Origin of the sequence: Pseudoalteromonas sp. Angola-4 (assembly GCF_028599265.1) — a bacterium.
Taxonomy (GTDB): Bacteria; Pseudomonadota; Gammaproteobacteria; order Enterobacterales; family Alteromonadaceae; genus Pseudoalteromonas; species Pseudoalteromonas atlantica.
On the sequence record NZ_JAQREK010000007.1, the window covers coordinates 85,935 to 108,343 of the forward strand.

Annotated in this window: 22 protein-coding genes; 7 read left to right on the forward strand and 15 right to left on the reverse strand. The window is 41.3% G+C overall.

Going from position 1 to position 22,409, the window contains the following annotated elements; genetic code table 11:
• Positions 1-168: 168 nt before the first annotated feature.
• Positions 169-1,080 (reverse strand): LysR family transcriptional regulator, encoded by a 912-nt coding sequence (locus PSH48_RS10435; protein WP_273611523.1) that lies wholly within the window; start codon positions 1,078-1,080, stop codon positions 169-171.
• A gap of 138 nt (positions 1,081-1,218) precedes the next feature.
• On the opposite strand from PSH48_RS10435, the gene PSH48_RS10440 reads away from it, so the two are divergent.
• The 4 genes from PSH48_RS10440 to PSH48_RS10455 all read left to right on the forward strand — a co-directional run bounded on the left by PSH48_RS10440 (position 1,219) and on the right by PSH48_RS10455 (position 4,619).
• Positions 1,219-2,391: an MFS transporter gene (locus PSH48_RS10440; RefSeq protein ID WP_273611524.1), complete on the forward strand. Its 1,173-nt coding sequence runs from the start codon at positions 1,219-1,221 to the stop codon at positions 2,389-2,391.
• Between the two features lie 69 nt (positions 2,392-2,460).
• Positions 2,461-3,600 carry an MFS transporter gene (locus PSH48_RS10445; RefSeq protein WP_273611525.1) on the forward strand — a complete coding sequence of 380 codons (1,140 nt, stop codon included), beginning with the start codon at positions 2,461-2,463 and terminating at the stop codon, positions 3,598-3,600.
• Between the two features lie 11 nt (positions 3,601-3,611).
• Complete coding sequence (locus tag PSH48_RS10450) at positions 3,612-4,145, forward strand: redoxin domain-containing protein (RefSeq protein WP_273611526.1); 534 nt, start codon at positions 3,612-3,614, stop codon at positions 4,143-4,145.
• A gap of 63 nt (positions 4,146-4,208) precedes the next feature.
• Positions 4,209-4,619, forward strand: coding sequence for a hypothetical protein (locus PSH48_RS10455; RefSeq protein ID WP_273611527.1), 411 nt, complete (start codon positions 4,209-4,211; stop codon positions 4,617-4,619).
• A gap of 121 nt (positions 4,620-4,740) precedes the next feature.
• Here the strand turns inward: PSH48_RS10455 and ssb are convergent, their stop codons facing one another.
• A complete protein-coding gene (gene ssb / locus PSH48_RS10460) occupies positions 4,741-5,445 on the reverse strand; it encodes a single-stranded DNA-binding protein (protein WP_248451657.1) in 705 nt (234 codons plus the stop codon).
• Positions 5,446-5,465: 20 nt separating this feature from the next.
• Positions 5,466-6,833 (reverse strand): MFS transporter, encoded by a 1,368-nt coding sequence (locus tag PSH48_RS10465; RefSeq protein WP_273611528.1) that lies wholly within the window; start codon positions 6,831-6,833, stop codon positions 5,466-5,468.
• A gap of 163 nt (positions 6,834-6,996) precedes the next feature.
• On the opposite strand from PSH48_RS10465, the gene uvrA reads away from it, so the two are divergent.
• On the forward strand, positions 6,997-9,816 hold the full coding sequence (gene uvrA / locus PSH48_RS10470; RefSeq protein ID WP_273611553.1) for an excinuclease ABC subunit UvrA: 2,820 nt from the start codon (positions 6,997-6,999) through the stop codon (positions 9,814-9,816).
• A 400-nt stretch (positions 9,817-10,216) separates the two neighbouring features.
• Here the strand turns inward: uvrA and trpS are convergent, their stop codons facing one another.
• From trpS to rpe, 3 genes are read right to left on the reverse strand one after another with little or no spacing between them, the layout of a single operon-like run.
• The gene (gene trpS, locus PSH48_RS10475; protein ID WP_029771853.1) at positions 10,217-11,221 is read right to left on the reverse strand and encodes a tryptophan--tRNA ligase; all 1,005 of its coding nucleotides are present in this window, start codon (positions 11,219-11,221) and stop codon (positions 10,217-10,219) included.
• Between the two features lie 33 nt (positions 11,222-11,254).
• On the reverse strand, positions 11,255-11,920 hold the full coding sequence (locus PSH48_RS10480) for a phosphoglycolate phosphatase (protein ID WP_004589357.1): 666 nt from the start codon (positions 11,918-11,920) through the stop codon (positions 11,255-11,257).
• A complete protein-coding gene (rpe, locus tag PSH48_RS10485) occupies positions 11,920-12,603 on the reverse strand; it encodes a ribulose-phosphate 3-epimerase (RefSeq protein WP_248531349.1) in 684 nt (227 codons plus the stop codon). Before rpe ends, PSH48_RS10480 begins: the two co-directional genes overlap by 1 nt.
• A 409-nt stretch (positions 12,604-13,012) precedes the next feature.
• On the opposite strand from rpe, the gene PSH48_RS10490 reads away from it, so the two are divergent.
• On the forward strand, positions 13,013-13,309 hold the full coding sequence (locus tag PSH48_RS10490) for a hypothetical protein (RefSeq protein WP_273611529.1): 297 nt from the start codon (positions 13,013-13,015) through the stop codon (positions 13,307-13,309).
• Between the two features lie 3 nt (positions 13,310-13,312).
• Positions 13,313-13,498, forward strand: a complete 186-nt coding sequence (locus PSH48_RS10495; protein ID WP_024032525.1) for a DUF2970 domain-containing protein — start codon at positions 13,313-13,315, stop codon at positions 13,496-13,498.
• Here the strand turns inward: PSH48_RS10495 and PSH48_RS10500 are convergent.
• The 9 genes from PSH48_RS10500 to PSH48_RS10540 form a co-directional block, all read right to left on the reverse strand.
• Positions 13,446-14,312, reverse strand: a complete 867-nt coding sequence (locus tag PSH48_RS10500) for a Dam family site-specific DNA-(adenine-N6)-methyltransferase (protein ID WP_004589353.1) — start codon at positions 14,310-14,312, stop codon at positions 13,446-13,448. The two genes, PSH48_RS10495 and PSH48_RS10500, sit on opposite strands and share 53 nt — an antisense overlap.
• Positions 14,313-14,365: 53 nt before the next feature.
• On the reverse strand, positions 14,366-15,742 hold the full coding sequence (locus PSH48_RS10505) for an AAA family ATPase (protein WP_273611530.1): 1,377 nt from the start codon (positions 15,740-15,742) through the stop codon (positions 14,366-14,368).
• Positions 15,742-16,812 carry a 3-dehydroquinate synthase gene (gene aroB / locus PSH48_RS10510; protein WP_024032528.1) on the reverse strand — a complete coding sequence of 357 codons (1,071 nt, stop codon included), beginning with the start codon at positions 16,810-16,812 and terminating at the stop codon, positions 15,742-15,744. Before aroB ends, PSH48_RS10505 begins: the two co-directional genes overlap by 1 nt.
• A 28-nt stretch (positions 16,813-16,840) precedes the next feature.
• Complete coding sequence (gene aroK / locus PSH48_RS10515) at positions 16,841-17,359, reverse strand: shikimate kinase AroK (protein WP_004589350.1); 519 nt, start codon at positions 17,357-17,359, stop codon at positions 16,841-16,843.
• A gap of 184 nt (positions 17,360-17,543) precedes the next feature.
• Entirely contained in the window at positions 17,544-19,634 is a 2,091-nt protein-coding gene (locus PSH48_RS10520) for a type IV pilus secretin PilQ (protein WP_273589809.1), read from the reverse strand.
• Positions 19,621-20,157 (reverse strand): pilus assembly protein PilP, encoded by a 537-nt coding sequence (locus PSH48_RS10525; RefSeq protein ID WP_024032530.1) that lies wholly within the window; start codon positions 20,155-20,157, stop codon positions 19,621-19,623. Before PSH48_RS10525 ends, PSH48_RS10520 begins: the two co-directional genes overlap by 14 nt.
• Positions 20,154-20,759, reverse strand: a complete 606-nt coding sequence (locus PSH48_RS10530; protein WP_004589347.1) for a type 4a pilus biogenesis protein PilO — start codon at positions 20,757-20,759, stop codon at positions 20,154-20,156. The genes PSH48_RS10525 and PSH48_RS10530 overlap by 4 nt, the downstream gene beginning before the upstream one ends.
• The gene (locus PSH48_RS10535) at positions 20,749-21,321 is read right to left on the reverse strand and encodes a PilN domain-containing protein (protein ID WP_024032531.1); all 573 of its coding nucleotides are present in this window, start codon (positions 21,319-21,321) and stop codon (positions 20,749-20,751) included. The genes PSH48_RS10530 and PSH48_RS10535 overlap by 11 nt, the downstream gene beginning before the upstream one ends.
• Positions 21,309-22,388: a pilus assembly protein PilM gene (locus PSH48_RS10540; RefSeq protein ID WP_004589345.1), complete on the reverse strand. Its 1,080-nt coding sequence runs from the start codon at positions 22,386-22,388 to the stop codon at positions 21,309-21,311. The genes PSH48_RS10535 and PSH48_RS10540 overlap by 13 nt, the downstream gene beginning before the upstream one ends.
• Positions 22,389-22,409 lie beyond the last annotated feature (21 nt).

Here is a 22,409-nt window from a genome sequence, read left to right on the forward strand (position 1 = left end):
TTTCTCATAGTTGCTTGAAGTAATTAGTACCTCTAGAGTAGGTGTTAACTATTTATAAATCAATTAAATGAGATGTAAATTACGAAGGCACTGTTGTGTGTTACGCATTTACGCCTCGCTAATTATTGCGGCGCATAAGTTAGCTAAAAGCGCTTTTATAAAGCCAACTCAATTACGCATGCTAAGCTGAATTTCTGCTTGGGCATTAAGTGCCATTTCTACAAACGCTTGCGTGGTAGCGCTGTTGTTAATTTGCTTGTATTGCAGCTGCAAATAAATTTGTGTGTCGACCTTTTCTAACTCTATAAAATGGCAACCCTCGCTATATAATTTACTTACACAATAAGGCGCTATAGCTAACCCTAAACCAGCGGCAACCTCTGTTACTAAGGTTTGCATATGCCTTGGTTGACTAATAATGTTAGGTGAAAAGCCAGCGCGCTTGCAACGAGTAATAATTTCATCAAACAACCCTAAGGCTTCGTCGCGATTAAAAAGAATAAATGGCTCATTTTTAAGGGTTTTCAAATTAATAGTTTGCGTTGATGCAAAGGGATGATTTTTGTTGACCACCGCTACGAGGCGGTCGACGTACATAGTTTCACTTATAAACTCATCGGCTATGGTGCTTGGTAACGGCCGAGAAAACGCAACATCTACCCGTTCGTTTTTAAGGGCCTCTATTTGCTCGGTCGCGGTCATTTCTAGCAAGGTAACGTGAACATTAGGAAACTGCGACTTATACGTTCGGATTAATTTGGCCAAAAATGTTAAACATGCAGAGCTTAAATACGCAATACTCAGCGAGCCTAACTGCCCGCTATCGACCAGTTTAACCTTATTTTTAGCCCGCTCTGTAAGCGCTAAAATTGCCGTGGCATCTTTAACTAACTGCTCTCCCGCTTGCGTGATCGACACCTCCCGAGAGTTACGGGTAAACAAGCTAACACCTAGCTGCTCTTCTAACGAAGAAATATGGCGACTTATAGCGGGTTGAACTGTATGTAGCTCTTGAGCCGCTTCTGAAAAGCTCAAGTGCTTAGCCACTGCAATAAAACTTTTTAATATTTTTATATCCATGTGCGACTCAAATTTGCTCTGTGTGAGAGGTATAGCAACAACTATACGTTATTTGTATAGATTCCATCAAATTTAAACATTTCTAATATCGATAATCTCTCTCTATCATTCGCCTACCTTTTAATGTTGGAGAGCAAAATGTCCCAGGTAACGCAGAGTGCCTCGTTAAGTCGCTTTATTTTATTGTTGATGACAACCGCCATTGCAGCAACCGCTGCAAACCTATATTACAGCCAGCCAATTTTACCCCTGATTGGTAACGAGTTTAATTTAACGGATTCACAACTTGGTAGCATTCCCGCATTTACTCAATTTGGTTACGCTTTTGCCCTATTGTTTATTTCGCCGCTGGGGGATTCTATTGCGCGTCGTCGCTTAATAAGCATTTTATCGGGCTTACTGGTTATTGCATGTAGCTTTGCCGTATTTACACCTAACTTACCGCTGTTATTAATGTCGGTATTTTTAATAGGGGTAAGTGCCAACATTACCCAGCAATTAATCCCTTTTGCGGCATCACTTGTATCTGCTGAAAATAAAGGGACTACATTGGGCACCTTAATGATGGGCCTAACCATTGGTATTTTACTTTCACGCACGTTAAGCGGCTTTGTAGGAGAGCACTTTGGTTGGCGTGGCGTATTTGTTATGTCCGCAATATTAGCTGCGCTATTTGGTGTACTACTTAGGCTCTTTTTACCCCTAAATAAACCACAAACTAGCTTACGTTACTGGCCGCTACTTAAAAGTACAGTGGCGTTATTTAAACAGCACAAACCACTACAAGTGTTTACTTTAACTGGCGCGCTTTGGTTTGCTGCTTTTAATGTACTTTGGGCTACTTTAGCTATTTATGTCAGTGATGCACCTTTTAACTACAGTGCCCAAGAGGCCGGATTATTTGGCATCATTGCATTAGCTGGCGTAATAGGGGCTAAGTCTTCGGGTAAGTGGGTCAATGCGCTGGGCTCTAAAAAATTAGTCATGATAGTACTCACACTTGCCGCAATTGGTTTTGCTATTACAGGCGTTTTTTTAGGAAACCTAATAGCCCTAATTATCGGTATTATTTTAATCGACTTCGCTATTTTTAGCGCACAAGTAGCCAATCAAGTCCGCGTATTTAGCATAGACCCAAGCGCACAAAGCCGTATTAATGGTGTTTACATGCTTGGCTACTACTTAGGCGGCGCCTTTGGCTCAATTATTGGTGTGAAAGCCTTTGCTTTGTACCAGTGGCCTGGCGTAGTCGTCCTTAGTGTAGTGTTAATTACCATCAGCGCTGCTTTTAACTCTCTCGCAAAAAAATAACCGCCATTAACTCCTTGCAACTAAGCGTAAGTCCCCCTTAGTTGCCTCATTTAAAAACAGAGAATACTTATGAATAAACTCAATAACGCAGGAAGCTTCACTTTGCTGTGTATAGCCTGCTTAACAATCATGGTGGGTGCATTGGTTGCACCTGGTTTAATCAGTATATCAACAGCCCTAAATGTTGCTGACAGTGCGGTATTTTTAGTGACCTTACCGGCTTTAGGGGCTGTTATATTTGCGCCTATTGCAGGTAAATTAATTGATAAATATGGCGCTTACCGTTCATTAATTATTGGCTTATTTTTATACGGCTTTTTAGGTGCAAGCGTGTATTGGTTGCAAGGGCCGTTGTTGGTTTTTGCTAACCGTATTTTGCTTGGCGGTGTTACCTCAATTGTTATGGCCGGTTGTACCGTTTTAATATCACAGTGGTACTTTGGTAAAGCGCGCCTAGGCATGCTTGCTAAGCAAGGTATGGCAATAGAGCTAGGTGGCGTTATATTTCTATTTATAGGTGGCTTACTTGCTGTGCAGCATTGGGCTTTACCATTATCGTTGTACCTTATTTCTTGGGTATTTTTAGCCATGTTGCTACTTTTTGTGCCGCGTAATCACCCTCAAGCACAAGAGGCACAAGCAACACAAGAGCACGTAATATCAAATAAAGGCTTATCTCTTAAGCATGTGTATTCGCTGGCTGTGCTTGCAATGGTCACGTTTTTTAGCGCAATTGTTTTACTACCCAGCACAATGCATGCGCAAAATTATAATGAAGAACAAGTAGGTTTTTTACTCTCTTTCATCTCGTTAGTGGCTGTTGTTGGGGCACATTTTATGCCTCAGTTAACTAAAAAAATGGGCGAGCAAAAAGTACTTGCGCTGGCATTTATAGGCTATGGGGCATCATTTGCTTTCTTTTTACAAACGGGTACAGCGTTATTGGTAATAGGCGCTGTGTTTAGCGGTATTGGCTTTGGTTTTAGCATCCCACTATTAAACCATATGACCGTAGAGCGTAGCGCAGCCTCTGTTCGCGGTCGTAACCTCTCTTATTTCACAATGGCTGTTTTTTCTGGGCAATTTCTAACATCGTTTGTTGAATATATCCCCGGAGGCACACGCAATATTTTTATTAGCTGTATCGGCTTATGTGCTCTCACTGCGCTGTACTTATTTGTTAAAAAAAATCATTCACAATCAGTATAAAAGAGGTTTTTATGTCAGAGTCATTTAAATTAATAGCCGGTAATTCATTTCCAACAGTTACCGCACACTTGCTCGATGGTACAACCGCAGATCTAAGTAAGCCGCACGGTGGCGCCGAGTGGCAAATGCTCGTGGTATACAGAGGCAAGCATTGCCCGCTTTGTATGCGTTACTTAAATTTACTAGAAGCGCAATTACCCGCATTAAAGGCACTTGGGGTGAGCGTTTGTGCCGTTTCTGCAGATACCCGCGCACAGCTAACACAAAGCATGGACACGCTCGCGATTAGCTTTCCTATTGCGTATGGTTTAACACAGCAGCAAATGAAACAACTTGGGCTGTATATTTCCTCACCTCGCTCTGAGCAAGAAACAGATCACAACTTTGCAGAGCCCGCTATATTTGTCGTAAATAAGCAAGGGATATTGCAAGCTGTAAATATTTCTAATGCCCCGTATTTACGCCCTGAATTAGACGTGGTTGTAAGAGGCTTAAAGTTTATTAAAGAGCAAAATAACTACCCTATTCGCGGCACTGTTGTGTAACCATTTAAATTGCAGCCGTGGCGTTTATTACCTGACGGCTGCTTTATTAAGGCATAAGCTTTCATGAAGAATTTATTTAGTAATCTTTTAAATTTAGCCAGCGCGCTTTTTATGTTTAAGTTTGCCCTGCCAAAATTATTAGCAGCGCAAGTAAGCGTTAATACCTTTAGCTACTTTGCACAGGTACTGCCCGTTAACGCTAAAATTTATATGTATAGCGTGGGTTTACTGGAGTTGGTAGTGGGTTTAATGATGCTTGCTCTTTTGTTTATTAAAAATGAAAAGCAAAAAGCACTGTTTATCTATGTTGCGTATGTTTTATTGGCGGGTACGTTAATTGGGGCGCTGTTACATGAATATTTTGTTCGCTCCGAGCCAGTTGCTCAGTTAGTGACTTACTCAGGCTGCTTTTTAGTTATATGTGCCATACAATTTTTAGCCTATAAAAAGGCGCTAATAGCACGTTTTGAGTGACTTTAAAGTGTTAAATGCTAGATAGAAACAGCACCTTTTGTACTAAAACGTGTAGTTACAAAAAAGCCGCTAAATAGCGGCTTTTAATATTATTTTTCAACATTTCTGCTTTTATCAAAAATTAGAACGGAATGTCGTCATCAAAATCTATTGTTGGTTCCATAGGATTTGATGCACCGCCCTGAGGGGCGTTTTGCGGCTTAGGTGCAAAACCACCTTGCTGCTGTGGCGCATTACTTTGCCCAGGAGCAAAGCCACTGTTGTTTGATTGTTGGTATTGGTTATTCTGCTGTGGAGCAGGTGCTGCAGCTGGGCGTTGTGCTGGTGCAGCTTGTTGCTGTGGCGCATAACCACTTTGCTGGCTGTTTTGAGCTTGGTTGTTTTGACCATAGCCGCCGCCTTGTTGATTATTTTGGTAACCGCCACCTTGTTGGCCGCCTTGATTACCTTGATAACCACCACCTTGCTGATCGCCACCGCGAGCGCCTAGCATTTGCATTTGACCCGTAAAGCCATCAACAACGATTTCTGTTGTGTATTTTTCTTGGCCTTGTTGGTCGGTCCATTTACGTGTTTGAAGTTTACCTTCAACGTAAATTTGCGAGCCTTTACGGCAGTACTCACCAACAATTTCAGCTAGCTTGCCAAAAAATACTACACGGTGCCATTCAGTTTTATCAACCATTTGGCCAGTGTTTTTGTCTTTATAGCTGTCTGACGTTGCTAAGGTAATATTTGCTACACCATTGCCATTAGGCATGTAACGAACTTCAGGATCTTGTCCTAAATTACCAACCAAAATTACTTTGTTCACACCGCGTGCCATGGAACCATCTCCTATAAACGTTAGATTAAACCAGCTACTTTACGTGCTTGGTCTAGGTCAAATTCTTTATCATTAATCTTTAAATAGCTGCGGCTTTCGTCGCGTACTACTGTTGCTTCTATTACGCCAGGTAAAGCAACTAGCTGAGAAGCAAGTGCTTGAGCTTGCTCTTCAGAACTTAAATTGGTCATTAAACTAATAACTTTACTTTTCGGTGGGACTTGCATTTTCCACGCAATAATAAGCCATATTAACCCAACAAGTGCTGCTGCCGCAAACACAGCTTGCGTACTTGTAGTTTGGGCAACATAACCCCCTAAAATACCACCTAAAAAAGCTCCCAAAAACTGGCTAGACGAATACCCTCCCATAGCAGAACCTTTTTGGCTAGCGGGCGCAATACGCGATACAAGCGCAGGCATAGTGGCTTCTAAAAAATTAAATGCTACAAAATAAAGCAACATACAAATGGCAATGCCAACCACGCTATTCACCCAAATAGACATAGCAAACATACTAATAGAAAGCAGTGCTACTGAGCCAATAAACGCTTGTTTTTCTTTTTCTTTTTTAATGGCAATAATCATAATAGGGACCATTAAAATAAACGCTAACAGCAATACCGGAATATATAAATACCAATGGTGGTTTGCCACTAAGCCATCTTTTATTAGTTGGCTGGGTAGCACCACAAAAATAGTGGTTAGCGTTAAATGTAGCAGTAATACGCCTGCATTTAAGCGCGATAATTGCGGATGCTTAATAAGCTTTTTAATATCACTAAAGCTTGCCAAGGTATCGCCTTTGGGCGCTTTGTTTACTGCGTTTGGCACTAGAAATAAAATAATACTAATACCGAACACGGCAAGTATTGCTGTTAACCAGAATACGCCTGCTACACCCCACGACGCGGCAACAATAGGCCCAAGTAACATAGCAAAAGCAAAGCTCATGCCTATGCTCATACCAATTACGGCCATTACTTTAGGGCGTTGTTCGTCGCGGCTTAGGTCGCTGGCAAAAGCAAGCAACGCACTGGCTATAGCGCCCATACCTTGCAATGCACGGCCCACTGTAACCATTTGAATAGATTCAGCAAGGGCTGCAATAACAGAGCCCAACGCAAACACAACTAAGCCACCAACAATGACTTTTTTACGGCCTATTTTATCTGACAAACGCCCCATAGGAATTTGCAGTACCGCTTGCGTTAAGCCATACGCGCCAATAGCAAATCCTATCCACATAGGCGAAAAACCATCAAGCGATTGGCCATAAATAGCCAATACAGGCATTAGCATAAACAAGCCGAGCATTCTAAATGCAAACACACTCGCCAGCGATACAGCGGCGCGCTTTTCTCGTGAATTAAGTGAAGATGCGGTCATTATCTGCGTATTCTTACGATATGAAAAATTTAGGCTGGGATTCTACCACAAGCTTGGCAATAATTAATCGCCTATAAGTAAGGATTTTTTCGTTGATCATTGATTAATAATGTTTCGTATTATGCGATACTGGACAAATAATTTTGGTAATAAACGAGATAGCATGGAAAACATTGAAGTCCGAGGCGCCCGTACGCACAATTTAAAAGACATCAGCCTAACCATCCCACGTGATAAATTAATTGTTATCACAGGCCTATCTGGTTCGGGAAAGTCATCACTGGCATTTGATACTTTATATGCAGAAGGACAGCGTCGTTATGTTGAGTCACTTTCTGCCTACGCAAGGCAATTTTTATCGTTAATGGAAAAGCCTGACGTTGATCATATTGAAGGCCTCTCTCCCGCCATTTCTATTGAGCAAAAATCTACATCGCATAATCCTCGCTCAACAGTGGGTACCATTACCGAAATATACGATTACTTGCGTTTAATGTTTGCCCGCGTGGGCGAACCACGATGCCCAACCCACGACTTACCGCTCGCAGCTCAAACAATTAGCCAAATGGTTGATACCGTTTTAGCACTGCCAGAGGGCACTAAGCTGATGCTTTTAGCGCCAGTGGTTAAAGATCGTAAAGGTGAGCACGTTAAATTACTTGAGCAACTTGCAAGCCAAGGCTACATTCGCGCTCGTATAGACGGCGAAGTATGCGACTTATCAGATCCACCAACGCTTGAGCTTCATAAAAAACACACTATTGAAGTGGTTGTTGACCGCTTTAAAGTAAAAGATGGCCAACAGCAGCGTTTAGCAGAGTCGTTCGAAACCGCACTAGAGATGTCAGGCGGTGTGGCAAATGTAGCCTACATGGACGACAGTACGATAGAAGAAATGCTGTTCTCGGCAAATTTTGCCTGCCCTACCTGTGGCTACGCAATGACCGAATTAGAGCCGCGTTTATTTTCGTTTAATAACCCTGCCGGCGCGTGTCAAAGCTGTGATGGTTTAGGCGTACGCCAATACTTTGATCCTAACCGTGTGGTACATAACCCAGAGCTCAGCCTTGCCGGTGGTGCTATTAAAGGATGGGATAAACGCAGCTTTTATTATTTTCAAATGCTACAGGCGGTCGCCGAGCACTATAACTTTGATTTAGATGTGCCATTTGAAAAGCTGGCTAAAGAATCGCAAAAAATTATTTTAGAGGGCTCAGGGCAAACAAAAATAGCCTTTAACTACCGTAACGATAGGGGCGATTTAATAACACGCAACCACGAGTTTGAAGGCGTGTTAAACAACATGAACCGTCGCTATCGCGAAACTGAGTCAAACTCGGTGCGTGAAGAGCTCGCTAAATATCAAACTAGCCAAGCGTGCCCTAGTTGTCATGGCTCGCGTTTGCGCCAAGAAGCACGCCACGTATTTATAGGTCAAACAAACCTACCTGCTATTACGACTATGAGTATTGGCGAAGCGATGGACTTTTTTGAAGGGTTATCGCTAACAGGTCAAAAAGCTCAAATAGCTGAAAAAATCCTGAAAGAAATTCGCGACCGCTTATCGTTTTTAATTAATGTTGGCCTTAATTACTTATCACTTGAGCGCAGTGCCGATACACTCTCCGGTGGTGAAGCGCAGCGTATTCGTTTAGCCAGCCAGATTGGTGCAGGCCTTGTAGGCGTAATGTACGTACTGGATGAACCATCAATTGGTTTACACCAGCGCGATAACGACCGTTTATTACAAACATTGGTGCATTTACGCGACTTAGGTAATACCGTTATTGTTGTTGAGCACGACGAAGACGCGATTCGCGCAGCCGATCACATTATTGATATTGGCCCAGGCGCGGGAGTGCACGGCGGACACATTATTGCACAAGGTACACGTGACGATATTTTAGCCACTAAAGACTCGGTAACGGGCCAGTTTTTATCAGGCGTACGCAAAATAGAAGTGCCACAAGAGCGTAACCCAACCAGCGACAAATGGCTTGAGCTATTTGGTGCCACAGGTAATAACCTAAAAAATGTAGACTTAAAAATTCCATTTGGCTTATTAACCTGTATTACAGGGGTATCGGGCTCAGGTAAATCAACGCTCATTAACGATACACTCTTTAAGCTTGCGCATACTGAGCTTAACGGCGCGTCCACAGCAGAAGCCGCGCCTTACAAGTCAATTAGTGGCCTTGATCACTTTGACAAAGTGATTGATATTGACCAAAGCCCAATTGGTCGTACACCGCGCTCAAACCCTGCAACCTACACAGGTATTTTTACCGGTATTCGTGAGTTATTTGCAGGGACACAAGAAGCCCGCTCTCGCGGCTATAAAGTAGGTCGCTTTAGCTTTAACGTGAAAGGCGGGCGCTGTGAAGCCTGCCAAGGGGATGGCGTAATTAAAGTAGAAATGCACTTTTTACCTGATGTATATGTACCGTGTGATGTATGTAAGGGCGCGCGCTATAACCGCGAAACCTTAGAAGTGCAATACAAAGGTAAAAACATTCACCAAGTGCTCGAAATGACCGTTGAAGACGCGCACGACTACTTTGATAAAATACCTGCAATAGCGCGTAAACTTAAAACGCTTATGGACGTTGGTTTATCGTATATTCGCCTAGGGCAAGCTGCTACCACGCTCTCTGGTGGTGAAGCACAACGTGTAAAACTGGCTCGTGAGCTTTCTAAACGCGATACAGGTAAAACACTGTATATACTTGATGAGCCAACAACCGGCCTTCACTTTGCCGATATTGAACAGCTACTTGTGGTATTACATCGCCTGCGCGATCATGGTAATACCATTGTGGTAATTGAGCATAACTTAGATGTGGTTAAAACCGCAGACTGGGTGGTTGATTTAGGCCCTGAAGGAGGCGCTGGCGGCGGTGAAATACTCATTGCAGGCACGCCTGAAGAAGTAGCCGAATGTGAGCGCTCGCATACTGGGCATTACCTAAAGCCATTGCTTTAAGATAGGTAATAAAAAGTATTCATTAAAAGTTACAAAAATGCCGCTAAATTTAGCGGCATTTTTATTTGCTTATACTAGGGCGTGTTGATCTTTGATGGTTGAATTTGCAGCAGTATGTTTGGTTTTTAGGCAAGGCAGAGCCTATGAAGTGTGGTTACTCCCCATAAATAGGCGATAACGCAGCATAAATGCCAAACATGCGCTGCCCTTCGGGTTCTGCCTAGGGGCGATAAACTCTTTGTTGCCTACATGGATGTAGGTAAGGGGCGTGAGCAGGACGCGGAAGCTTTGCTTGGTTTTTACTTAGCCCACTAGGTTACAAACCTCGCGCCGCAATTTAATCGCCCCTAGATTGAACAAATTTCAATCCGCAAAGATCAACACGCCCTAATAAAACAATTTATGTACGAGGAATAAACCCTAGTGCATCGTAAACCGATTTAAGAGTTTTTTCTGCACGTACACTGGCTTTTTCTGCGCCTGATTTCATGATGCTATCAAGTAGGTTTTGATCTTCTCTGATCTCTTTAAAACGTGCTTGGATTGGCTCAATCATGCTAACAACTGCATCGGCTGTGTCTTTTTTCAGGTGACCATACATTTTATCTTCATACTCTGGCACTAAGTCTTCAATTGAGCGCTTAGTGGCTACGCTTAATAAAGTAAGTAAATTAGAAACGCCTGGCTTTTCAGTACGGTCAAAGTAAATACGCGCTTGCTCGTCTGAATCGGTTACTGCTTTTTTAAGCTTTTTCTCAATCTTTTTAGGCTCATCTAATAGCATGATGTAGCCATTAGGGTTTTCATCAGACTTAGACATTTTTTTGAGCGGATCTTGAAGGCTCATTACGCGTGCGCCAAATTCGGGAATGTATGGCTCAGGTAACTTAAATACGTCACCGTATAAATTATTAAAGCGTGTCGCTATATCACGCGTTAACTCTAAGTGCTGCTTTTGGTCATCCCCTACCGGTACTTGGTCAGCTTGATATAATAAAATATCCGCAGCTTGCAATACTGGGTACGAGAATAAACCTACGTTTACATTGTTAGCATGCTTAGATGACTTGTCTTTAAACTGAGTCATGCGGTTAAGCTCGCCCATTTGTGCGTAACAATTTAGCACCCATGCTAACTGCGCGTGTTCTGGCACTTGCGACTGTACAAATAAGGCCGATTTTTCAGGGTCTATGCCACATGCCGCGTATAACGCTATACCATCTAATACACGAGAGCGAAGAAGTTCAGGCTCTTGGCGCACGGTAATCGCGTGTAAATCAACAAGCATAAAGAAACTTTCGTGGTCTTCCTGTAGCTTTAGCCACTGGTTAATAGCGCCAACATAGTTGCCTATTGTCATACCACCGGTTGGCTGAATGCCACTTAAAACTACTGGTTTACTCATGATTTTCCTTTAGTGTTTAGTTAATTAAAAATTTTAACGCTGTGTTAGTGTTGGTATTATATCTAAGAAGTTATCGCATAGGTACTGTGGATTATAATCCTCAAGATTTTCACCTTGGTTATAACCATAATCCACCGCTATTACATCAATTTTAGCGGCATGTGCTGCCAATATATCGCTTTTTGAATCGCCAATCATAATAGCCTTACTCGGCTCAACATTCAGCTTTTTACATGCATACAGTAAAGGCGCTGGTGAAGGCTTTTTAGCCATATCGTCTCCACACACTATCACTTCAAAGTGACTGGTAAGGGAAAGCTTATCAAGTAGTAGCTCGGTAAATAGACGCGCCTTATTAGTAACAAGTGCTTTTGGCATGCCCCGCAAAGCACTGAGCCCTGTTTCTACATGCTGATACAACACACTATACTTGCCCACTAGCTGCTCATAATGTTGGTAAAATAAGGCAATGGCTTTTGCACTAAGCGCTTCATCTAAATGTTCGCTAATTTGCATATCGCCGCTGAGTGCACGTTTGACTAGGGTTTCAATACCGTTGCCTATCCAGCTTTCAACCAAGCTTTGGCTAACAATAGGAAACGCTAAATCACTCAGTGTTAAGTTTACTGCTAGGTATAAATCGTAAACGCTATCAACAAGTGTGCCGTCAAGGTCGAACAAAGCTACATCATATTTCATTACTTTACGTTTCCTAACTGCTCACGCATTTGATCAATAACCACTTTGTAATCAGGCTCATTAAAAATAGCAGACCCTGCTACAAACATATCGGCACCTGCTTGCGCCGCTGCGGCTATGTTATCAACCTTAATACCACCATCTACTTCTAGGCGAATATCACGACCCGACGCAACTATACGCTGCTTAGCTTGAGCTAGTTTTTCAAGGGTGTGGGGAATAAAGCTTTGGCCGCCAAAGCCTGGGTTTACCGACATTAATAAAATAGTATCTAGCTTATCAATAACGTGATCGAGGTAGCTAAGGCTAGTGGCAGGGTTAAATACTAAGCCTGCTTTACAACCATGGTCTTTAATGAGCTGTATGGTGCGGTCTATATGCTCGCTGGCCTCAGGGTGAAAAGTAATTATTGATGCGCCGGCCTCTGCAAACAAAGGGATTATACTATCGACTGGTTTTACCATTAGGTGCACATCTATAGGCGCTGTTACACCGTGATCTCTAAGCGCTTTACACACCATAGGCCCAATAGTGAGATTAGGCACGTAGTGATTGTCCATGACATCAAAATGTACTACATCAGCGCCTGCAGCGAGTACTTTATCCACATCTTCGCCTAATTTTGCAAAATCGGCTGACAAAATAGAAGGCGCAATTAAGTATTTTTGTTCAGGGTTTAACATAGTAATCCGTCAATCAGTAAAATATGCCTTAATGTACCGTAAATGCTGAGGTTTCCCAAGTAATACACTGTAAATTAGGCATAACTAAAAATATCGATTTAAATATATAAGTATTTATTTATGAAAAGCTTTAGTGGTTGAGTTTTGGGCAGCATGTTTAATTTTTGGTAAGGCCGTGAGTAGACGCACAAGCTTTGCTTACATGATGTAAGCTATTAGATTAACGTAAGAGCAGTTATTGTGCCCACTCGATTACAAACTTCGGGGCGCGATTTAAAAACTCTTAGCTTGAGAACACACTTTAACTCGCAAGTTTCAACAGGCCTTAGCTATTACAGATAAATATTAGTTTGTTATTTATACAGCTTTTGTTATTATTAAAGGAGTAACTTAATTTTAGGCTAATATTATGCGTGCATTTAAAACAGGGATCTTAATTGCGTCGGCATTGTTATTTATTGGGGCATTTAGTTTTGCGCCAAGTTCTGAGCAAGATTTAAGCTTAGTTAGCAATTGTCAGCATCAGGCAAGTAGTAAAAGCGCTTCAAACACCTTAACGTGTGCGAAAGTAGAAGAAGGTTCATCGTGGTTTTCGTGGCTAACAGGCGATAGTCGCAGTGCGCAGTTCCATTATTTAGATTTATTAGAGCTATTAACTAGCTCAGAAGACGCTAAGAATACGCCTTCAATAAAACCTCTATTTTAAATAATGCTGCACTTTATTAGCGCGTTGCAAAGTGTGCTAGCAGCATTTTTTGGTGTGCAATCAGAGCACAAACGCCAAGCCGACTTCCAGCAACACTCCCCTCTTTTTATTATTGCTTTAGCTGTGCTGTTTTTTGTTATTTTTGTAGTGACAATTTACGCAGTGGTTGCTTGGGTGCTAAATACATAGCCATTAACTCGTCGACCTTGTTGCGTGATCCACCTTTAGGGCTGATAGTACGTTTTACCTGAATTTTACCAAGTGTAGCTTGGCTATAAATTTTTCGCGTCCACACGGTATCGTGGTTAGATATAAGCACTGGGGTATTGTTTTCGAACGCGGCTTGCTCGGCTAAGTTTGCCAAGTTTGCTTGATCGTCTAAATTAAACCCGCCTTTAGCATAAGAGGTAAACGACGCTGTTTTACTTAGCGGCACATAAGGAGGATCGCAATAAATAACCGCATTGTTTGGCACAAGCTTAAACACATCATCATAGCTTAGGCAGGTAAATGTGGCTTTTTGTGCTTTTTCGGCAAAAAAGTACATTTCTTTTTCTGGAAAATAAGGCTTTTTATATTTACCAAATGGCACGTTAAAAATGCCTTTGAGATTATACCTACACAGCCCATTGTAACCATGGCGATTCATGTATAAAAAGAGCATTGCGCGCTCATATACATCATTGCTTTTATTAAACTGTACACGGTATTCGTAGTAAGCGTCTGGGTGGTTATTTAAATCAACAAATAGTTTTTTAGAGTCACTTATAAACTCATCAGGCGAGCGCTTGAGCTCTTTGTATAAGTTAATTAAATCAGCATTGATGTCGTTGAGTAAATAGTGTTTAAAATTACTATTTAAAAATACCGAGCCTGCACCTACAAAAGGTTCTACCAAGGTTTCAGCGTGTTTGCTGGCTTGAGATAAACGTGCATTAATATCTTCAACTAGGCTGTATTTACCGCCAGCCCATTTAAGGAAGGCTCTACTCTTTTGTTGCATTGGTTCTTAACTTCAATCTGCTGTAGCGCGATTTTACACTAAAGTGAGTCAGTTTACTGATCAAGTCGTGCAATTTCTTGTTTTATTTTGCTGATTTTTTTATAAAAAGGCTTGTTCTTTCTAAGCGCACTCGACAAGGCAGACAACGCACTTTTAGCATCAGCGAGTGATGCATAACTGCCAATAGTAACCACCCACCACACTTTATTATTTCGCTTAGTTTGATATACCTTAGCGCGCTGGCTTAAATTATGTTGAATAATAAACTCACGGGTGATTTTTTCCTGTGTAACGGCTAGCAGCTGCACAGTTGTATTATTATCTGGCTGTGCTAAATACCAAGCGTTATTTGAGGTTTTAGGCTGTGGGCTTTCTTTATCGTCACTTTCGATTGGCTCAATAGTCTCAGGAGTGTTTAAGCTTTGTGGTAACGCCTCACTTTGTTCACTTTGTTCACTTTGCTCACTTTGAGCGCTTTGTTGAGCTTGGTGCGTTAGGCTTTGCATTATCGCCGGCACATCGTTTTTATGGGGCGCTACATTAGCTTGTGATTTATCGCTGACCGGCTCTAAAAGCGAATCCGCTTTTGATATATCAGAATTGTCATTACTGACTTCTTTATCCGCGCTTGGGATAGCGGTAATTTTAGAAGCAGGAATAGCGGTATCTATGTCCTGGCTTTGTTGATTTTGATAGTACGTTTGCCACCACTGGGTCATGTCATTTTTATACAGCAACCCAATGATAAGTAGCATAATTATAATTAACAATGAGATTAAGTGTACTCGCCACGACACTTTATCTTTTTTTACAATATCAGCCACATGCTCCGTTGGTTGCCATGCTAATAATAAGCTGGGGTTGCCATTCGCTTCTTTTAAAAATGCGCTAAATACGGGGTCTTCATCGTACGGTAAATTAGGAAAATACCAGCTCATTAGCTGTTTAGATTCATGTGCAGATAAAGGCTCTAAGTAAATTTCAACGGCATTATTAATAGCTAGCTTTGATTGCGAAGCTAGCATGATATAAAGCGTTACAGGGCTGTTTTTGGCAAGTAACTCTAACTCTTGTAATAGCTCTTCAGATAGGTGCCTGGCATTATCGAGCACCCACAAACAGGCCTCACACGGTTGCTGCTGCAACAGGTGGTAAAAGTTTTCACTTAACGATAAATCGTGGTCAATCAGCGGAGAGTTAAAGCTTTGCTCTAATATATCACTCATCAGTGATACATCATTTACACTGGCACTTACTTGTACAAATGCTTTATTAAAACTGTTGTATTTGTCGGTGATGAAGGTTTCGAGCATATAACTTTTGCCTAGGCCAGAGGTGCCTAGTAATACAATTAAGTTTTGCCCGTATTCAAATTGCAGAGCGATTCTATCCACCAACGCCGCACGGCTTGGTAAAATTTGCGCCTGCATTATTGCTCGATTAACGCTCTAACTTGGTCGTCTGATACGTCATCTACCAATGCGCATTGACCAAATTGAGTAGGTAAAATAAAGCGGATAGTGCCTTTTTTATTTTTTTTGTCTTTACGCATATGCATTAAAAACTGCTCTGCAGTCATTTCACTTGGGATCTCAGTCGGTAAATTATAAAGCTTGAGTAGCGTTACAATTCTATCTACCTCAGTTTGCGATAAATCACCGCGTGTATGCGCTAATTTAGCAGCAAGTACCATTCCGGTAGCAACAGCCTCGCCATGTAGCCATACACCGTATCCCATTTGCGCTTCAATTGCATGCGCAAAGGTATGCCCTAAGTTGAGTAATGCACGAAGGCCATTTTCTTTTTCATCTTGCGCCACGATAAGCGCTTTAATTTCACAACATCTATAAATAATATGCTGCAAACTTGCTTCATCTAGTTGCTGTAGCTTTTCTACATTTTGCTCAATAAAAGCAAATAGCTCGGTATCGTAAATTAAACCATACTTAATAACTTCGGCCATACCCGCAGCAAATTCGCGCGCCGGTAAAGTGTGAAGTGAATTAGTATCAATAAAAACCGCTTGCGGCTGATAAAACGCCCCAATCATGTTTTTACCCAGTGGGTGATTAACCGCTGTTTTGCCCCCTACAGAGGAGTCAACTTGTGATAGTACCGTGGTCGGAATTTGAATAAACGGTACACCGCGCTGATAACATGCAGCAACAAAACCTGTTAAATCGCCAATAACGCCGCCACCTAGTGCAATTAAGCATGTGTCTCGGCCGCAATTATTTTGCAATAAAAAAGCAGATATTTTCTCAAACCATTCAAGCGACTTGTATTGCTCACCATCTGGAATGACAAAAGAAAGAGGGTCTAGATCAGCTAACGAATCAAGCAGTCCTTGTAAATATAAAGGCGCAACTGTGTCGTTAGTGATAATGATAGGCCGACAATCACCAATGTGGTGAACAAGGCGGCCATTATCTTGAAGTGCAGATTGACCAATAAAAATAGGATAACTTCGCTCGTCCAAATTAACAGTTAATTCAAGCATGCTTTGTTATTTCCTTTATTATTGGTTTTTAAAAATCTAATTTCTCGATGATTTGGTTAGCAACAACTTTAGCGCTTTGCTCATCGGTGCGTACAACAAAATCGGCAACTTCTTTGTATAGTGGCTCGCGTTCTTCTGCTAAGCGCTCTAGTACATTACGAGGTGCTTCTTCAGTTTGCAGTAATGGGCGACGCTTGTCGCGTTGCGTGCGTGCAACTTGCTTTTCTATAGGTGTCTCTAGGTATACAACGATACCACGAGCCGAAAGCTTGTTTCGAACTTCTTTACTCATTACTGAACCACCACCGGTTGCAAGTACAATACCTTGCATTTCGGTTAAGTCGCCAATAACAGATTCTTCACGAAGTCTAAAGCCTTCTTCACCCTCAAGATCAAACACCCAGGCAATATCTGCACCGGTACGGCGTTCGATTTCTTGATCAGAATCGACAAATTCAAGGTGTAATTGGTCAGCGATGTGACGACCAATCGTGCTTTTGCCAGCCCCCATGGGGCCAACTAGAAATATATTACGTTTCTCAGCCATATCTTTTAGTACAAACGAACTCTAAAATTTGAAATAAAACCCCGCCTAACGACCTGGCCCCAAAATTAAGGAGGGGATTATCTCAGTAATTGGCCGGGTATTTCAAGTCTATTACAATAAAAAGCCATATAACGAGCAATTATTATCAATAAACACTCGTTGACGAACATAAAACCACTAAATTTTAGTCTATTTGTATTTTCGGTGTCACGAAAATAAGTAATTCACGTTTCTCATTAAACTCGCTGGTGCTCTTAAATAAGCGTCCAACATATGGAATATCACCAAGTACAGGTACTTTATTTGTGGTATTAATTATTTGCTGCTGAAAAATACCACCCAGCACAACGGTTTGGCCGTTATCAACCAGCACTTGTGTTTCAATTTGTTGAGTGTCTATCGAAACCGCTTCACCTGTTCCGGTTTGAACCGTTTCGCCACGAGTATCTTGTGTAATAACTAAGTCTAAAATAACTTTGTTATCAGGCGTTATATGCGGTGTAACCTCAAGGCTCAATACCGCTTTTTTAAAGCTTACAGTAGTAGCACCACTTGAGGCTGATTCGGTATAGGGGATTTCAGTACCTTGCTCAATACGTGCTTTTTGCTGATTAGCTGCAGTAATGCGCGGGCTCGCAATAATCTCACCTTTATTTTCTTCTTCTAAAGCACTTAGCTCTAAATCAATTAAAGTGCCATTAGCCAACTTAGCTATGTGTAAACCAATACTTGCCGCAGGGTTAGTAATAGGTAGGTTTACATTAAGACGGTCTGATAAATCAGGAATAGTGCCATTTGAGATAGACTCAGCTCCTTCAAGCGAGCCAGAGATACCATCGCTATCTTGTTGATCACTAAATCCCCAACGCACGCCTAAATCTTCTGTGACGTTATCGCGCACTGTTACCATACGTGATTCAATAACAACCTGTTGCACTGGAATATCCAGTGTTTCAATCATACGGCGAATACTCTCAATGCTCTTAGCTGTATCTTTAATAAGTAATGTATTGGTACGCTGGTCAACCGATACACTGCCTCGGGCAGAAATGATGCTGTTAGTATCGGTTTTCAGTAAATCCGCAAAATCTTCAGCCTTAGCGTAGTTTAAACGAATATACTCACTGTAAAGCGGCTCTAAATCCTCGACCTTTTGTTTTGCTAATAAATCTTTAGCTTCACGTGCAGCGAGTTCTTCAGCTGGCGCAACCATCAATATAGAGCCATCCATACGCTTATCAAGGCCTTTAATACGTAGTACAACGTCTAAAGCCTGATCCCATGGAACGCCATCTAAACGAAGCGTAATATTGCCGGTTACGGAGTCACTCGTTACTAAGTTAAACTCGTTATAACCCGCTATGATTTGCAGTACAGCTCTAACCGAAATATCTTGGAAGTTTAAGGTCATTGGACGACCTTGATATTCCTTGCCGCCATCTAAATAGGCATTTTGCGTTTCATCTTTTTCAATGGTTAACGTTAAAATGTTATCTATTTGCTGGTAGGTAAAGGTAAAAGCAGCATTAGGCTCAATAACTACACGGCTTAAGCTATCTTCTTTAAAGGTCTCAATGGTACTTACTACAGTACCAAAATCTAGCACATCTAATTCATACAGTAAGTCGTCTAAAATATCTGTGTGATGAAACTCTGCAATTATTTTTCCACCACTTTCATGTACTTCTATTGCAGCTTGCGTGTCTTGTAAAAATACTAAAACTTTTGCTTCGCCTTTTTCACCACGGCGAAAATCAATAGATTGAATCCGATTAATATAAGCGCTTGAGGCATCATAACCATTGCTGCTTTCATCAGAAGCTTGTTCAGTAAGCGGGTTATCAGATACGCGCAACGACACTAAGTTATTATTAACTTGTGTTTCGTATATTTTTAAACGCTCTAAATTTACCGTAACTTTTAAGCCTTGCTCTGTCAGTACGCTGCTTACACTGTTTATACCTGCGTGATCGACCGGCACATTTTCAAGGCCCTGTTCTAGTTCTGCACCATCAAATAGCATTTCTATGCGCGCTGGTGTGTTGTGTACTTGAATTTTAGGTTGTTGTGTTAGCTCTTCGTCAAATACAAGTTGTAACTCTGTCTCGCCTTTTAGCAAGGGGTTATAACGTACATCATAAAGTAGCGGCGCTGCACTGGCTGTTTTTGCAACAAAAAGAGCCAATATGACAAATAACACCGTTTGAAAACGATGATGCCAAAGTACATCCTTATGCATGTGTGTTTTACCTTTTTTATTATTAATTTGCGCCATTATTTGCCGCCTCTAACATTTCCAATTTAGTCAGCCGCTCTTTCCAACAACCCGACCCATCAGGGATTAATTCAACTAGTTCTACATAATCACTACTTACAGACTTAACTTTACCGTCATACGTCCCTAAGTAATTATTTACCGTTACCCTATGCAGCGTTTCATCCGCTGCGGTGATCAGTGCCCACATTTGCCCGTTAGAGCCTAATGTACCTTTCATTGATAGGTTATCGAGCGGGTACTTTTCTAGTGGCTCTCTCACTCTATCAGGGTCAGGGTGTAAACAATTTTTAATTTGCGTTAGCTTATTTTGAATAATTTCAGGCTGTGGAGCCACAAAAGGACTACGTAACTGCGATGCATTATATTCAAAATGTTCAAACTGCGTTAATTCAGGTATTTCCTCAACTTTAGGCGTGGTGCTGGCCTTAACTTGGTCAATAAATTCTTTTTGCTCCGACGTATCGTCGTTACAACCTGCCAACAATAAAACTGACAATGATAATAAAGGGACTAATCTCACTTTTTAACCCCTTCTTCATAACGATATGTTTTTGCTACCACACTGAATGTTAGTTGCTTTTCGCCAGATGATACAATCGAAAAGTCATGTAAACTTACAATTCGTGGTAATTGGGCTACTTTTCCTACAAATTCACCAAATTCATGGTAAGTGCCTATTACTTCAATTTTAATTGGCAGCTCAGTATAAAACTCTTTTTCGACTTCAGGTAACCAGCCAATTTTCAAAAATGTTAAACCGCTAGTAGTACCTACATAAGATAAATCGTCTAACAGGCCTGGGGTTTCATTTGAGGTAGGTAATCGCTTTAGTAGTTGTGAAAACTTATCTTCCATTTCAACCATTTGCTGGCGGTATATATCAAGCTTACTGGCTACGGCATACTTTGTTCTGTAGGTACTGCGCAGCTCTACTTCTTTAGCTACCGCGCTGTGATAGCTGTCTATTTCATCAGATACCAATAGGCTGTAACTAAAAAACAACACTAAACCGGCTATAAATAAGCAACAAATTGCTTTTACTGCAACGGGCCACTCGCCAATGTTGTCGAGCTCAATTTCATTCCAATCTATTTCATTTAAGGCTTTTAAATCAAGGTTCATCACTTACCTCACCAATTTCATCAAATGGTTTTACGTAAAACTCCATATTAAAATCACTGAGTAACCGTGATGTTTGATCGCCTGCCACAATGCCTTGCATGGTAGGTCTTTCTAATAAATATGAGCCTTGCACCTGACGCAGCATAGTAGATAAACGATTGTTTGATTCACTGCGCCCTAGCACATGTATTTGACTACCGCGGCGCTCAAGCTTAGTTAAATACACGCCTTGAGGTACAATTTTAGCTACTTCATCCATAATTTGAGTACCTAAATTACGGCTGCTTTGTAGCTCTTCAATTAATCGCATACGTTGTTGTAAATTTTCTTTTCGCTTATCAAGATTTCTAATTTCACTGATTTTTTTATCAAGCATGCTTATTTCTGAGCTTAAATAATTATTTTTTAAATTTTGGCCATCTTTTAAACCCGCGTAAAAAGAGCTAAGTAAGTACATACTTGCAAAACAGCCAATAACAACCGCAACTAAAATTGTTATAAATTTCTTTTTTGATTCTTCACGCTGTAGCTCTCGCCACGGCAATAGATTTATATGTGGCATGATGAAAAGCTCCTTAATGCCAAACCAGTAGCAATTGCAAACTGCGTTCTATTTCGCTGCATTACATTTCTGTCTACTTTTGGCGAAACTTCCATATTTGCAAATGGTTCAGCAACCACAGCATGAATACCTAGCTCTTCAATTAACAACCTATCTAAACCGTCAATCATCGATGTACCGCCGGTTAGCACAATATAATCTACTTGATCTTTACCTGTAGTTGTTAAAAACATTTGTACTGCACGGCGCACTTGTTGCAATAATGATGTTTGAAACGGTGCCAGCACTTCAAAAGTATAATTAGGGGGTAAGTCACCCGTTGTTTTGCCTATTTCAGCCTCATCAAAGCCTTTATTATAGTAAGACACAATGCTGTTAGTGTATTGGTCGCCGCCAAACACTTGGTCACGGGTATAAATTGTTTCTCCCGCTTGAACAACACTCACCAACATTAAAACAGCGCCAATATCTACCACAGCAACACACTTATTAAAGGCGTCACTTGGTAATTGCTGATAATACACATCCATTGCTCTACTTAACGCATAGCTTTCAACATCAACCACTTTAGCGGTTAAGTTTGCCGCCTCAAGTGCGCCCACACGGGCTTCAACACTTTCTGTACGCGCAGCAGATAACAACACATTCATTTTACTCGGGTCGGCTTCGTTGGTAGAGAGCTTTTCAAAATCTAAACTCACTTCATCAAGGGGGTAAGGAATTAAGCTGTCAGCTTCTATTTCAATTTGCGACTCTAATTCAGCGTCACTTAATGAAACATCCATAAAAATAACTTTAGTGATAACGGTTTGCCCTGATACAGCCACTGCCGCTGATTTTAAAGATTTTGGTAGTTTTCTTTTTAATTTTGTAATTATGTTACCAATTGCTTCAATATCCTGAATAGAGCGCTCGCTCATTGCGCCTTTTGGCATAGGTTCAATTGCAAGTGCTTCTAGTCGAAATCCCGTTTCAATTTCACTTAAAAGCACTGCTTTGATAGAGTGCGATCCGATATCAATTCCGACCATCGCAGTGGATGGCTTTTGAAATAGTTGACTTAGCATGTTTGCAACTTGACCTTTGTT

Coding starts and splice junctions, on each gene's coding strand:
- PSH48_RS10435 (WP_273611523.1), bottom strand. CDS start 1,080: ATGGATATAAAAATATTAAAAAGTTTTATTGCAGTGGCTAAGCACTTG.
- PSH48_RS10440 (WP_273611524.1), top strand. CDS start 1,219: ATGTCCCAGGTAACGCAGAGTGCCTCGTTAAGTCGCTTTATTTTATTG.
- PSH48_RS10445 (WP_273611525.1), top strand. CDS start 2,461: ATGAATAAACTCAATAACGCAGGAAGCTTCACTTTGCTGTGTATAGCC.
- PSH48_RS10450 (WP_273611526.1), top strand. CDS start 3,612: ATGTCAGAGTCATTTAAATTAATAGCCGGTAATTCATTTCCAACAGTT.
- PSH48_RS10455 (WP_273611527.1), top strand. CDS start 4,209: ATGAAGAATTTATTTAGTAATCTTTTAAATTTAGCCAGCGCGCTTTTT.
- ssb (WP_248451657.1), bottom strand. CDS start 5,445: ATGGCACGCGGTGTGAACAAAGTAATTTTGGTTGGTAATTTAGGACAA.
- PSH48_RS10465 (WP_273611528.1), bottom strand. CDS start 6,833: ATGACCGCATCTTCACTTAATTCACGAGAAAAGCGCGCCGCTGTATCG.
- uvrA (WP_273611553.1), top strand. CDS start 6,997: ATGGAAAACATTGAAGTCCGAGGCGCCCGTACGCACAATTTAAAAGAC.
- trpS (WP_029771853.1), bottom strand. CDS start 11,221: ATGAGTAAACCAGTAGTTTTAAGTGGCATTCAGCCAACCGGTGGTATG.
- PSH48_RS10480 (WP_004589357.1), bottom strand. CDS start 11,920: ATGAAATATGATGTAGCTTTGTTCGACCTTGACGGCACACTTGTTGAT.
- rpe (WP_248531349.1), bottom strand. CDS start 12,603: ATGTTAAACCCTGAACAAAAATACTTAATTGCGCCTTCTATTTTGTCA.
- PSH48_RS10490 (WP_273611529.1), top strand. CDS start 13,013: ATGCGTGCATTTAAAACAGGGATCTTAATTGCGTCGGCATTGTTATTT.
- PSH48_RS10495 (WP_024032525.1), top strand. CDS start 13,313: ATGCTGCACTTTATTAGCGCGTTGCAAAGTGTGCTAGCAGCATTTTTT.
- PSH48_RS10500 (WP_004589353.1), bottom strand. CDS start 14,312: ATGCAACAAAAGAGTAGAGCCTTCCTTAAATGGGCTGGCGGTAAATAC.
- PSH48_RS10505 (WP_273611530.1), bottom strand. CDS start 15,742: ATGCAGGCGCAAATTTTACCAAGCCGTGCGGCGTTGGTGGATAGAATC.
- aroB (WP_024032528.1), bottom strand. CDS start 16,812: ATGCTTGAATTAACTGTTAATTTGGACGAGCGAAGTTATCCTATTTTT.
- aroK (WP_004589350.1), bottom strand. CDS start 17,359: ATGGCTGAGAAACGTAATATATTTCTAGTTGGCCCCATGGGGGCTGGC.
- PSH48_RS10520 (WP_273589809.1), bottom strand. CDS start 19,634: ATGGCGCAAATTAATAATAAAAAAGGTAAAACACACATGCATAAGGAT.
- PSH48_RS10530 (WP_004589347.1), bottom strand. CDS start 20,759: ATGAACCTTGATTTAAAAGCCTTAAATGAAATAGATTGGAATGAAATT.
- PSH48_RS10535 (WP_024032531.1), bottom strand. CDS start 21,321: ATGCCACATATAAATCTATTGCCGTGGCGAGAGCTACAGCGTGAAGAA.
- PSH48_RS10540 (WP_004589345.1), bottom strand. CDS start 22,388: ATGCTAAGTCAACTATTTCAAAAGCCATCCACTGCGATGGTCGGAATT.